Source organism: Streptomyces sp. NPDC047042 (assembly GCF_040644035.1).
GTDB lineage: Bacteria > Actinomycetota > Actinomycetes > Streptomycetales > Streptomycetaceae > Streptomyces.
Map to the genome: position 1 here is coordinate 146058 of NZ_JBEYVP010000004.1, position 12563 is coordinate 158620.

Sequence of the window (12563 nt, forward strand, 5' to 3'; positions counted from 1 at the left end):
GTCGTGGACCATGGGTCGCCATGGGTCGCCATGGGTCCACCGCCCCCGACCGGAGTGAACGAGTGAACCGATGAACACCGCCATCGAGCGCTATCTCGCGGACCACCCCCGTGTCGTCGACACGGTGACCGTCGTAACGCTGTTCGTTCTCTTCATCGTGGGGGCCCGGATCACCCTGCCCGGTGCCACCCGGCACGAGGCCCTGTGGCCCGCCGCGATCATCGCCGTCAGCGCGTGCGCGGGCGTGCTGCTGAGCCGCAGCCGTCCACGGACGGCCGTGGTGGTGACCACGGTCTGCGCCCTGACCGCGAGCGCGCTGGGCTATCTGGTCACCGCGCTGATCCTGGCGCCCGCCATGGTCGCGATCTACTGGCTGGCCATCCTCACCGACCGGCGGACCACCCGCGTCTACTGCCTCGGCATGATCGCCACGCTGGTGACCACGACCACCTTCCTCGACCCCCTCGACCATCCGCTCCTCCTGAAGACAGTCGCCCCCATCGCGTACGTGCTCGTCCCGGTCGCCAGCGGCAGCGCGCGCCGGATGCGCCGCGCCTATCTGGACGCCGTGCACGCGCGTGCCGAGTTCGCCGAGCGGACCCGTGAGGAGGAGGCCCGGCACCGGGTGACCGAGGAGCGCATGCGCATCGCCCGGGAGCTCCACGATGTCGTCGCCCACCATCTGGCCCTCGCCAACGCGCAGGCGACCACCGCCGCGCACCTCGCGCGCAGCAACCCCGAGCAGACCCGCAGGATGCTGACCGACCTCACCGACACCACGTCCTCGGCGCTGCGTGAACTCAAGGCCACCGTCGGGCTGCTGCGCCACGCCGACGACGTCGACGCCCCGCTGGAACCGGCCCCCGGGCTGTCCCGGCTCCCCGAGCTGATTGACGCGGTCCGGTCCGCCGGGGTCGAGGTCGTCCTCACCACCACGGGCAGGGAGCGTCCGCTGTCGCCGGGGGTGGACCTGACGGCGTACCGGATCGTGCAGGAGGCGCTCACCAACATCACCAAGCACGCGGTGGGGGCGACGGCGTCCGTGCTGCTCGCGTACTCGGCGGACCGTCTGACCATCACGGTCACCAACAACGCCGGCGTCACGGCCCTCGCCGATACGTCCGCGCGCCCGCCCGCGAATGCGCCCACGCACCCGCCCGCGCCCGGGGTCGGGTTCGGTCTCATTGGGATGCGGGAGCGCGCCCAGTCCGTCGGCGGCAACCTGGAGGCAGGTCACCGTCCGGAGGGCGGCTTCGAGGTCTCCACCGCGCTGCCCCTCTACCCCCAGCCCCCGGAAGAAGAAGAGCGCACCCCATGACCATTCGCGTCCTGCTCGCCGACGACCAGGCACTGCTCCGGGCGACGTTCCGGATCCTGATCGACTCCGAGACCGACATGACGGTGATCGGCGAGGCCACCGACGGCCGGGAGGCGGTCGAGCTGACCCGCGCCCATCTCCCCGACGTGGTCCTCATGGACATCCGGATGCCCGGCACCGACGGTCTGGCCGCCACGACCGCGATCTGCGCCGACCCGGAGCTGGCCGCGACGCGGGTGCTGATCCTGACGACGTTCGAGACGGACGAGTACGTGGCCCAGGCGCTGCGTGCGGGCGCCAGCGGCTTCCTCGGCAAGGACGTCACCGCCGAGGCGCTGCTCGCCGGCATCCGCACGGTGGCCTCCGGCGAGGCCCTCCTCTCCCCGGGCGCCACCCGGACCCTCATCACCCGCTTCCTCAACTCCCCTGCTCCGGGAGCCCAGTTGGCGACACCCGAGTCACTCGCGGCGCTCACGGCCCGGGAACGGGAGGTGATGTGCCTGGCGGCCGAGGGCAGATCCAACGACGAGATCGCGGAGCAGCTGTACGTCAGCCCGCTGACGGTACGCACCCACGTACACCGAGCGATGACCAAGCTGGGCGCCCGCGACCGGGCCCAACTGGTCGTCGCCGCCTACCAGTCGGGCCTGGTACGGGCGACGCCTCCGCAGGGGTAGTGAGCCTGCGGGCCGCCGGACCCCGTCGGGTCCGGTTCACTCGGTCCGCCGGGGCGGGGGGGCCGGGCCCTGGGCGGGCCGCGGCGCCGCGGGGCCTGAGTCGCTGCGCGAGCGGGAGCGTTGGGCGAGCCGGAGCGTTGGGCGAGCCCGAAACGCTGCGCGAGCCGCCCGTGCCAGATGCCCTACGCGAGCCCGGAGCGCTGTACGAGCCGGAGCATTGGGCAAGCCCGAGGCGCTACGCAAGGCCGAGGCACCGCCCGAGCCCGAGGCGCTGCGCGAGCCGGACCATTGGGCGAGCCCAAGGCGCCGCCCAAGCCCGAGGCGCTACGCAAGCCCGGAGCAAAGGCAATCCCGAGACGCCCCGCGAGCCCAAGGCACTGCCCGAGCCGGACCGTGGGGCGAGCCCAAGGCGCCGCCCGAACCCGAGGCGCTATGCGAGCCCGGAGCAGGGGCAAGCCCGAGGCGCCGCGCGAGCTAGATCGTTAGGCCAGCCCGAGGCGCCGCGCGAGCCCAAGGCGCCACCCGAACCCGGAGCAGGGGACAAGCCCGAGGCGCTCCGCGAGCCAGACCGTTGAGCCAGCCCGAGGCGCCGCGCGAGCCCAAGGCGCCACCCGAACCCGGAGCAGGGGACAAGCCCGAGGCGCTCCGCGAGCCAGACCGTTGGGCCAGCCCGAGGCGCCGCGCGAGCCAGGGTCGACTGGTGTCATGCGGTGGCGACGTCGTCGGCGGCGAGTTGCCGGCGGTGTCTCTGCCGGGTAACCCGGCGAAGCCGCCGGTGTGGGCGGCTTCGCCGGGACGTGTGTCAGGGGCCGATCATCGTGCGGCGGCACGCCGACCGTGGAGAGGCCCCCTCCCACGTCATTGCCGGTGCCGTCCCGGCGAAGCCGCTCACCACGCGCGGCTTCGTCGAGGGCCTTCTCAGTCGCCTACTGTCGTGGGCTGCACCGTTTCGTCCGTCGGGGCCGGGGTGGTCGTGGGGCGGGTGCGGCGGGCTCGTCGGGCCCTGGCGCGGGCCGCAAGTGGCTCCGTCCAGCGGGCGGTGAGGGGGCCGGCGACGACCAGGATCAGGACGTACGCCGTGGCCAGGGGGCCGAGGTCGGACTCGATGCCGGCGGTGACCGCGAGGCCCGCGATCACGATCGAGAACTCGCCGCGGGCGACCAGCGCGCCGCCCGCTCGCCAGCGGCCCCTGACGGAGATCCCGGCGCGACGGGCCGCCCAGTAGCCGGTGGCGATCTTCGTGCCCGCCGTGACGACGGCCAGGGCGAGGGCCGGCAGCAGTACGGGCGGGATGCTCGCCGGGTCGGTGTGCAGCCCGAAGAAGACGAAGAAGATCGCCGCGAACAGGTCCCTGAGCGGGCTGAGCAGGGTGTGCGCGCCCTCCGCGACCTCCCCCGACAGCGCGATCCCGACAAGGAACGCGCCCACCGCGGCGGAGACCTGCAGTTCCTGCGCGATACCCGCGACAAGGATGGTCAGCCCGAGGACGACCAGCAGCAGCTTCTCGGGGTCGTCGCTGGAGACGAAGCGGGAGATGACCCGGCCGAAGCGGACGGCGATGAACAACACCAGGCCGGCGGCCCCGAGCGCGATCGCCAGGGTGACGCTGCCCGCGGCGAGCGAGACCCCCGCCACCAGCGCGGTGACGATGGGCAGGTAGACCGCCATCGCCAGGTCCTCCAGGACCAGGATGCTGAGGATCACCGGGGTCTCCCGGTTGCCGACCCGGCCCAGGTCACCGAGCACCTTCGCGATGACACCGGAGGACGAGATCCAGGTGACCCCGGCGAGCACGACGGCGGCGACCGGGCCCCAGCCGAGGAGCAGCGCGGCGGCAGCACCGGGCAGCGCGTTCAGGGTGAAGTCGACCAGCCCGGCCGGATAGTGGGACTTGAGGTTGGAGACGAGATCGCTGGCCGTGTACTCGAGGCCGAGCATCAACAGCAGCAGGATGACGCCGATCTCGGCGCCGGTGGCGATGAACTCCTCGCTCGCGCCGAGCGGCAGCAGCCCGCCTTCGCCGAAGGCGAGACCGGCGAGCAGATAGAGGGGTATCGGGGAGAAGCTCAGGCGTGCGGCCATCCGGCCGAGCAGTCCGAGGGCCAGGATGATGGCGCCGAACTCGATCAGCAGTACCTGGGAGTGCATGGCGGTGTCACTCCCGTCCGAGTATCGCCGCGGCGGCGTCGACGCCCTCGCGCGTGCCGATCACGATGATGACGTCCCCGCCGGCCAGCCGGAAGTCGGGCGTCGGGGAGGGGATCGCCTCGGCGCGCCGCAGCACGGCGACCACGGACGCGCCGGTCTCCGTCCGCATGCGCGTCTCCCCGAGCACCCGCCCGTTCCAGCGCGACCCGGCGGCCACCTCCACACGCTCCGCCACCAGCCCCAGCGGTGTCGTCGACAGCAGACTGGAGCTGTGGTGCGAGGGGCTCAGCGCGTCGATCAGCGAGGCGGCCTCCGGCGCGGTCAGCCGCAGCGACTGGGCGCACGAGTCCGGATCGTCCTCCCGGTACAGGCTCACGGTGCGGCCGCCGTCGCGGTGGGCGACGACCGAAAGATGGCGTTGCTCACGCGTGATGAGGTCGTACTGGACCCCGATGCCCGGCAACGGGGTCGCCCGCAGGCGTGGCGCAGACACGTTGGTTCTCCTTGCTGGTGGGGGGGTGGTGGTGTGGTTGCTGTTGTTTTGGACTGCGGCCTGGAGCTCGCGGGACCCCGGCCGGATCTCCGGCCGGAGGCCCGGCGCCGGGGGCCCGGCCGGGACCTCAGGCCCCCGTGGCACCGTCGGCGAGTTCACGCAGGAGGTCGGCGTGGCCGTTGTGGCGGGCGTACTCCTCGATCATGTGGACCATGATCCAGCGCAGGGAGAGTGCCTCGGTGCCGGCCAGGGCCGCCTCCCTGTCCGACAGCCGCCCGGACTCGTCCAACGAGGCCGCGGCGGCGACCAGTTTCCGGCTCTGCTCGACCTCCGCCCGCCAGACGGCCAGCGCCTCGCCGAGACCGCGCTCGGGGACGAGGGTGAAGCCGTCCCCCTTGCCCTCCGGGTGGACGAGTGGCACGTCGAGGCCCGCGAACACCCGCTGGAACCAGTTCCGTTCGACCTCGGCCAGATGCTGGACGAGCCCGAGCAGGGTGAGCTGCGAGGGAGCGGCCGACGCGAGGCGTACCTGACGGTCGTCGAGTCCCTGGCACTTGAGGGCGAGTGTCGCGCGGTGGAAGTCGAGCCAGGCGCTCAGCATGGCGCGTTCGTCGGCATGGGCGGGAGGTATCGGGCGGCCGTCCGGTGTAGTCGACATGTTCTGCACCCTCGCACAGGTGCCCGCTCGGCCGCGAGGAATACGGGCGGCGGGGAGATCGCTGACACGGACACACCCGAGGACGTCCGGAGCCGTGATGCAGAACCCAGCAGATCAGCCGGAGCAACCGGAGCAACCGCGGCGCCCCGGGCCGGGGTCGGTGCTGTCCGCGACCCGGTTCTCCCTGCTCGACCGGTCCCGCACCCGGGAGGGACACCCGGACGCCGAGGCCCTGCGGGACACGGTCGCGCTGGCCCGGGAGGCGGAACGGCTCGGCTTCCACCGGTTCTGGGTCTCCGAGCACCACGGCGTGCCCGGTGTCGCCGGTTCCGCGCCCACCGTACTGGCGGCGGCCGTGGCGGCCGCGACCAGCACGATCCGGGTCGGTACGGGTGGCGTCATGCTGCCGAATCACCAACCCCTGGTCGTGGCCGAGCAGTTCGGCGTCCTGGAGTCCCTGTTCCCGGGCCGGATCGACATGGGCCTCGGCCGCTCGGTCGGCTTCACGGACGGCGTACGCAGGGCGCTGGGCCGCGACAAGGACATGGCCGACGACTTCTCGGCCCAGCTCGCCGAACTGCTCGGCTGGTTCGACGGCACCTCCCCGACCGGGGTGCACGCCCGCCCCTCCGAAGGGCTGGCCGTACCGCCGTTCGTGCTCGCCATGGGCGAGGGCGCCGCGATCGCCGCACGGGCGGGGCTGCCGATGGTGATCGGCGACCTGCGCTCCCGTGAGCGGATGCTGCGCGGCATCGACACCTACCGTGCCGAATTCCGGCCCTCGGCCTGGGCGGACGAGCCGTACGTCGTCATCTCGGGCACGGTCGCGGTGGCCGCCACCCCCGAGGACGCCCGGCGGCTGCTCCTCCCCGAGGCCTGGTCAATGGCGTACTCCCGCACTCACGGCACGTTCCCGCCCCTGCCGCCCGCCGACCAGGTCGAGTCCCGCACGATGACGGCCAAGGAGCGGGGCTTCTACGAGTCGGGGCTCGTGGGCCAGCTCGCCGGCACGCCGGACGAGGTGGCCCACGAACTGGAGACGGTCCTGAAGGAGACAGGCGCGCAGGAGCTACTGGTCACGACCAGCACATACGACCGAACGGCCCTCCTGGACTCCTACCAAAGGCTCGCCGCCCTGTTCCGCCCCTGAAGAAAGAGGCGGCGCAGCCGCCCTCTTCCTTCAGGGGCGCGGGGAACTGCGCGACCAGCCACAACGAACCCGCACCCGCCCACTACGCCTGATGCGCCCCCACCATCGGCGGCTGCGCCGCCCTCGCCAAGGACCGCCGGTCCACATGGCTCCCCGGCGCTATCGCGTCCCGTACCTCCACCTCCGCGACCAGGCCGCGAGCGGACACCACCCGCCACACCGACGTGAGCAGCGAGTCCTCGCCGACGAAGGCGGCCGCCGTGCTGGCCGCTCCCCCGGTGAGCCGGTAGTGCAGCCGCACCGGCTGGACGGGGACCCCCGCGTCCAGCGCGGCCTGGAACACCGCCCGGCGGAAGTGGCCCTGGGCCTTGCCGCACCATGTGCTGCCTTCCGGGAAGGCGACGACCGCCCTGCCCTCGCGCAGTGCGTCGGCGATCTTCGCGACGGTCTGCGGCAGCGCCCGCAGGCGGTCGCGCTCGATGAACAGCGCGCCGCTGCTCGCGGTCAGCGTGCCCGCCACCGGCCACTGCCGGATCTCGGCCTTGGCGAGCATCCTGGCCGGTCGTACGGCGGCCAGCAGGGGGATGTCCAGCCACGAGATGTGGTTGGCGACCAGCAGCAGGCCCCCGGTGGGGGCGCCGGGTCCGGTCACCCGGAGGCGGACGCCCGCCGCCCGCACGATGGTGCGGGCCCAGCGCCGTACCCATCCGGCGGGGATCCACCTGCCGAACGGGGTCAGCGTGATCCCCGCGAGCAGGACGGCCAGCACGGTCACCAGTCGCAGCACGGCCAGGGGCAGGGCCGTCGTGGACCCCGTCGTCTCCACGCACGCCCTGGGGGTGCAGGGCGCGCTCGGCAGCCAGACGCTCATCAGGCCGGGACGAGGGAGAGGAAGTGCCGCAGATAGCGCTGGTTGATCCGGCGCATCGACATCAGCACGTACAGGTCGGCGACCCCGAAGTCCGGGTCGTGGGCGGGCTCCCCGCAGACCCAGGCGCCGAGCCGGATGTAGCCGCGCAGCAGCGGGGGCAGTTCGGTGCGGCCTGCGGGACGGGTCACGCCCTCGGCGGACCAGGGCAGCAGCGGGCGTACCCGGAACTCCTCCGGGGCGAGGTGCCCCGCCCGGACCCGGTCCCAGGTGCCGGCGGCGAGGGTGCCGCCGTCGGAGAGCGGGATGGAGCAGCAGCCGGCCAGCCAGTCGTGGCCGCGGTCGACCATGTAGCGGGCTATCCCGGCCCAGATGAGGCCGATGACGGCGCCGTCGCGGTGGTCGGGGTGGACGCAGGAGCGGCCGACCTCGACGAGGCCGGGGCGGATCGCGTCGAGCGGGGTGATGTCGAACTCGCCCTCGGAGTACAGGCGTCCGGCGATCGCGGCCCGCTCCGGGGGCAGCAGCCGGTAGGTGCCGACGACCTGGCCGGTGAACGTGTCACGGACGAGCAGGTGGTCGCAGTACGCGTCGAAGGGGTCGATGTCGAGGCCGGGCTGCGGGGAGGACAGCAGGGCGCCGAGCTCACCGGCGAAGACGTCGTGCCGCAGGCGCTGCGCGGCTCGTACGTCGTCCTCGTCGCGGGCGAGGGTGACGGTGTAGCGGCTGGGTGTGGCGGGGAGCGGGGGACGTTCGATGGTGGAAACGCCGGTCATGGCTCTCTCCTGGTCACGGGCCGGGTCGGCGGAGCGGCGGCGGACCGATGCGTACGGTCCGTGCGCTCCTGTTCTTCCGATGCCGGTTGGCCTGTGCGTGTCCGGGGGCAGGAGAGGGGATGTGGGGATGTTGAATGCCCGGGATCGGGCGCCTGGAGCGGGTCGAAGGGCGTGCTATCCGGCGCGCCTCAGCAGGGCCACCGTCAGACCGCCGGGCCGTTCCGTGCCGGACACCGTGTAGTGCGCGCGCAGGGCCGAGGCCTGGTCCGGCGGCAGCCCGTTCAGCGGGTCCGGTTCGTTTCCGATGACCACCAGCCAGATCCGCTTCTCGGTCCCGAGGCACCGTTCCGGGCGCGGGCAGTCGGTCGACAGCAGGTCGTTGCGGTCGGCGGCGGACCGTTCGAGGAAGACGTCCCGCATCCTCGCCTCGCGTGGCAGGTAGTAGCGCACGCCCAGGGCGAACATGCCCGCTTCTTCGTTCCGGTCGTAGACGATCGCGTCGCCGGGAGCGTAGTACTTCTGGATGACCGCCGCGGCTGCCGCGTAGTCGGGGCCGCCGGCCCAGTAGTGGGCCAGTGGTTCCCGCAGTGCTTTCTGCTCGGGCACCGTGAGCAGCGCGAGGACCGCGAGAACCGGTGCGAGCAGCCACCGGGAGCGGGCCCCGGCGGTGAGTGAGGCCCCGGCTAGCACCGCGAACGCCGGCAGGGTGAAGAGCATGTAGCGGAAGTAGAAGTACGAGATCTCCCCGTGGGACAGCGCCCAGACCACCAGGGGCGGCGCCACGGCGGACACCGCGCAGAAGACGACGGCGGTACGCCGCTCCCCGCAGGCCAGGGTGCCGAGCAGCATCAGGGCGCCGGCGCAGAGGCCGGAGTAGAACAACTGCGGCCAGATGTCGACGAGCCCCATGGCACTCGGCTCGGCGATCCAGGAACTCTGCCGGCCGGTCTGCTCCCTTCCCAGCACCACCAGGGGACTCAGCGCGACAGCGGCTGCCGCCACCGCGAGGCCGAATCCCCACAGCACCCGGCGTTCCCGGCGGGCCCGCACGGCGACCAGCGCCAGATGTCCGGCCAGGCAGGTGAGCGCGATCAGGTGCAGCAGGCCCACGGTCACCACGCCCAGGGCGTACGCCGCCCAACGCCACCGGTCGGCGGGCCGGTCGAGGGCGCGGAGCAGGAGCAGCGCGGTCATGGCCACGGCAAGCATCACCAGGGCGTAGGGGCGGGCTTCGTGGGCGAACCGGCTCACCCCCGGGATCAGCGCAAACAGCAGTCCGCCGGCCAGTCCGGCGCGGCGGCCGAACAGCCGGTTGCCGATCAGCGCCACGCAGGCGGCCGAACCGGCCATGGCCAGCGCGGAGGGCAGCCGTACGGCCACCGGTGTGTCGCCGAAGACCCCCGTCCACTCGTGGAGGAGCAGGTAGTAGGTGCCCACCACGGCGTCCACGCTCCGCAGTGTGGCCAGCAGCTGCCCTGTGCCGCGGCCTGCCATGTCCCAGCTGGTCAACTCGTCGCGTCCGAGCAGCGGTTCGCCGATCCGGTACAGCGCCAGGAGCAGGGTGCCCGCCGTGGGCCACAGCCACAGGCCGACCGGCACGGCGAGCCGGTCGTGCCGTGCCGGGGAGGGGTGGGGAACGGTGTCCGGGGCGGGAGCGGTGACGAGTGCCATGCCGACAGCCATAGCCGCGCGGCATCGGGAGCGTCCGCCATGACCCGCTCGGGGCCCGCGGTTTTCCCCTGTTCGGCGCAGGGCAGGCGGCGAAGGCCCCCGGTCGCGCTACCGCTGGACCTTGCGGGTCGCCCGCAGCCACTCCTTGTTCATCCCGGTGATGGAGACGAGGGGGATCCCCTTCGGGCAGGCGGTGGCGCACTCCCCGGCGAGGGTGCAGCCGCCGAAGCCCTCCTCGTCCATCTGGGCGACCATGTCGAGGACCCGGGTCTCCCGTTCGGGCGCCCCCTGCGGCAGCACATTGAGGTGGTTGACCTTCGCGGACGTGAAGAGCATCGCCGCGCCGTTGGGGCAGGCGGCCACGCAGGCGCCGCAGCCGATGCACTCGGCGTGCTCGAAGGCGAAGTCGGCGTCCGGCTTCGGTACTGGGGTGGCGTGGGCCTCGGGGGCGGCGCCGGTGGGGGCGGTGACGTAGCCGCCGGCCTGGATGATCCGGTCGAAGGCGGACCGGTCGACGACGAGGTCCTTCACCACCGGGAAGGCGGCGGCGCGCCACGGTTCGACGTCGATGGTGTCGCCGTCGCTGAAGGACCGCATGTGGAGCTGGCAGGTGGTGGTGCGCTCGGGCCCGTGGGCGTCGCCGTTGATGACGAGCGAGCACGCGCCGCAGATGCCCTCACGGCAGTCGTGGTCGAACGCGACCGGGTCGTCGCCCTTGAGGATGAGTTCCTCGTTGAGGGTGTCGAGCATTTCCAGGAAGGACATGTCGGCCGAGATGCCGTCCACCTCGTACGTGGACATGGCGCCGTCGGCTTCGGCGTTGCGCTGCCGCCAGACGCGCAGGGTCAGCTTCATGCGTAGCTCCGCTGGGTGGGGTGGACGTACTCGAAGACGAGGTCTTCCTTGTGGAGGACGGGAGGTGTGCCCGTGCCGGTGAACTCCCAGGCGGCGGCGTACGAGAACTCGTCGTCCCGGCGTTCCGCCTCGCCGTCGGCGGTCTGGGACTCCTCGCGGAAGTGGCCGCCGCAGGACTCGGCGCGGTTCAGGGCGTCGAGGCACATCAGCTCGGCGAGTTCGAGGTAGTCGACGACGCGGTTGGCCTTCTCCAGCGACTGGTTGAACTCCTCGCCGGTGCCGGGGACCTTGATCCGGCGCCAGAACTCCTCGCGGATCTGGGGAATGCGTTCCAGCGCCTTGCGCAGTCCGCTGTCGCTGCGGGCCATTCCGCACAACTCCCACATCAGTTCGCCGAGTTCACGGTGGAAGGAGTCGGGGGTGCGGTCGCCGTCGACGGAGAGGAGGAGGTTAAGCCGGTCCTCGGTCTCCGCCAACACCTCCTGTACGGCGGGGTGTCGGTCGTCGACCGGCTGCTGGGCGGGGTTGCGGGCCAGGTAGTCGTTGATGGTGGCCGGGAGGACGAAGTAGCCGTCCGCGAGGCCCTGCATCAGCGCGGAGGCGCCGAGCCGGTTCGCGCCGTGGTCGGAGAAGTTGGCCTCGCCGATCGCGAACAGGCCGGGGACGGTGGTCTGGAGGTCGTAGTCGACCCAGAGGCCGCCCATCGTGTAGTGCACGGCGGGATAGATCCGCATGGGGACGGTGTACGGGTCCTCGGCGGTGATCCGGGCGTACATGTCGAAGAGGTTGCCGTACTTCTCCTCGACGGCCTTGCGGCCCATCCGCCGGACGGCGTCGGCGAAGTCGAGGTAGACGCCCTGTCCGCCGGGTCCGACGCCCCGCCCCTCGTCGCAGACGTTCTTGGCGGCGCGGGAGGCGATGTCACGGGGTACGAGGTTGCCGAAGGAGGGGTAGATGCGCTCCAGGTAGTAGTCGCGCTCGTCCTCGGGGATCTCGTTCGCGGGCCGCGTGTCTCCCTTGGCCTTCGGGACCCAGATCCGGCCGTCGTTGCGCAGCGACTCGCTCATCAGGGTGAGCTTGGACTGGTGGTCGCCGGTGCGCGGGATACAGGTCGGATGGATCTGGGTGAAGCAGGGGTTGGCGAAGTGGGCGCCGCGCCGGTGCGCCCGCCAGATCGCGGTGGCGTTGGAGTTCATGGCGTTCGTGGAGAGGTAGAAGACGTTGCCGTAGCCGCCGGAGGCGAGGACGACGGCGTCCGCGAAGTGGCTGGAGATCTCCCCGGTGATCAGGTCACGGGCGACGATCCCCCGGGCCCGCCCGTCGATGACGATCAGGTCGAGCATCTCGGTGCGGGCGTGCATCTCGATGTTCCCGGCGGCGATCTGGCGGCTGAGCGCCTGGTAGGCGCCGAGCAGCAGTTGCTGGCCGGTCTGGCCTCGGGCGTAGAAGGTGCGCGAGACCTGGACGCCGCCGAAGGAGCGGGTGTCGAGCAGTCCGCCGTACTCACGGGCGAAGGGCACGCCCTGGGCCACGCACTGGTCGATGATCTCGACGGAGATCTGCGCCAGCCGGTGGACGTTCGACTCGCGGGCGCGGAAGTCGCCGCCCTTCACGGTGTCGTAGAACAGCCGGTGGACGGAGTCGCCGTCGTTGCGGTAGTTCTTCGCGGCGTTGATGCCACCCTGGGCGGCGATCGAGTGGGCGCGACGCGGGGAGTCCTGGTAGCAGAACTGGACGACGTGGTAGCCCTGTTCGGCGAGCGTGGCGCCCGCCGAGCCGCCGGCCAGCCCGGTGCCGACGACGATGACGGTGTGCTTGCGCCGGTTGGCGGGGTTGACCAGCTTCGCCTCGAAACGGCGCGTGTCCCAGCGCTCGTTGACGGGCCCGGCAGGTGCCTTGTGGTCGACGAGGGGCTCGCCGGTCGTGAACTCGGTGTATTCGGAGGTCAT

At 72.1% G+C, this 12563-nt stretch carries 11 protein-coding genes; 3 read left to right on the plus strand and 8 right to left on the minus strand.

The window, feature by feature from the left end; translation table 11 throughout:
- The first annotated feature begins 70 nt into the window (after nt 1-70).
- Both ABZ855_RS05780 and ABZ855_RS05785 read left to right on the plus strand, forming a co-directional pair.
- On the plus strand, nt 71-1318 hold the full coding sequence (locus ABZ855_RS05780; RefSeq protein ID WP_360801488.1) for a sensor histidine kinase: 1248 nt from the start codon (nt 71-73) through the stop codon (nt 1316-1318).
- On the plus strand, nt 1315-1995 hold the full coding sequence (locus ABZ855_RS05785) for a response regulator transcription factor (RefSeq protein WP_360801491.1): 681 nt from the start codon (nt 1315-1317) through the stop codon (nt 1993-1995). The genes ABZ855_RS05780 and ABZ855_RS05785 overlap by 4 nt, the downstream gene beginning before the upstream one ends.
- 918 nt (nt 1996-2913) lie before the next feature.
- Here ABZ855_RS05785 and ABZ855_RS05790 read toward each other — a convergent pair.
- The 3 genes from ABZ855_RS05790 to ABZ855_RS05800 all read right to left on the minus strand — a co-directional run bounded on the left by ABZ855_RS05790 (nt 2914) and on the right by ABZ855_RS05800 (nt 5294).
- Nucleotides 2914-4143, minus strand: coding sequence for a cation:proton antiporter (locus ABZ855_RS05790; protein ID WP_360801494.1), 1230 nt, complete (start codon nt 4141-4143; stop codon nt 2914-2916).
- 7 nt (nt 4144-4150) lie between these two features.
- Complete coding sequence (locus ABZ855_RS05795) at nt 4151-4636, minus strand: TrkA C-terminal domain-containing protein (protein WP_360801497.1); 486 nt, start codon at nt 4634-4636, stop codon at nt 4151-4153.
- A 127-nt stretch (nt 4637-4763) separates the two neighbouring features.
- Nucleotides 4764-5294: a DinB family protein gene (locus tag ABZ855_RS05800; protein WP_360801500.1), complete on the minus strand. Its 531-nt coding sequence runs from the start codon at nt 5292-5294 to the stop codon at nt 4764-4766.
- A 97-nt stretch (nt 5295-5391) separates the two neighbouring features.
- Between ABZ855_RS05800 and ABZ855_RS05805 the strand changes: the two genes are divergently transcribed.
- Entirely contained in the window at nt 5392-6444 is a 1053-nt protein-coding gene (locus ABZ855_RS05805) for an LLM class flavin-dependent oxidoreductase (protein ID WP_360801505.1), read from the plus strand.
- 82 nt (nt 6445-6526) lie between these two features.
- Here the strand turns inward: ABZ855_RS05805 and ABZ855_RS05810 are convergent, their stop codons facing one another.
- From ABZ855_RS05810 to ABZ855_RS05830, 5 genes are all read right to left on the minus strand, one after another.
- The gene (locus ABZ855_RS05810; RefSeq protein ID WP_360801508.1) at nt 6527-7315 is read right to left on the minus strand and encodes a 1-acyl-sn-glycerol-3-phosphate acyltransferase; all 789 of its coding nucleotides are present in this window, start codon (nt 7313-7315) and stop codon (nt 6527-6529) included.
- Nucleotides 7315-8088: a GNAT family N-acyltransferase gene (locus tag ABZ855_RS05815; RefSeq protein WP_360801510.1), complete on the minus strand. Its 774-nt coding sequence runs from the start codon at nt 8086-8088 to the stop codon at nt 7315-7317. The genes ABZ855_RS05810 and ABZ855_RS05815 overlap by 1 nt, the downstream gene beginning before the upstream one ends.
- Nucleotides 8089-8262: 174 nt before the next feature.
- Nucleotides 8263-9759 (minus strand): glycosyltransferase family 39 protein, encoded by a 1497-nt coding sequence (locus tag ABZ855_RS05820; protein ID WP_360801513.1) that lies wholly within the window; start codon nt 9757-9759, stop codon nt 8263-8265.
- A 108-nt stretch (nt 9760-9867) separates the two neighbouring features.
- Nucleotides 9868-10614: a succinate dehydrogenase/fumarate reductase iron-sulfur subunit gene (locus ABZ855_RS05825; protein WP_360801516.1), complete on the minus strand. Its 747-nt coding sequence runs from the start codon at nt 10612-10614 to the stop codon at nt 9868-9870.
- Nucleotides 10611-12563, minus strand: a complete 1953-nt coding sequence (locus ABZ855_RS05830; RefSeq protein WP_360801519.1) for a fumarate reductase/succinate dehydrogenase flavoprotein subunit — start codon at nt 12561-12563, stop codon at nt 10611-10613. The genes ABZ855_RS05825 and ABZ855_RS05830 overlap by 4 nt, the downstream gene beginning before the upstream one ends.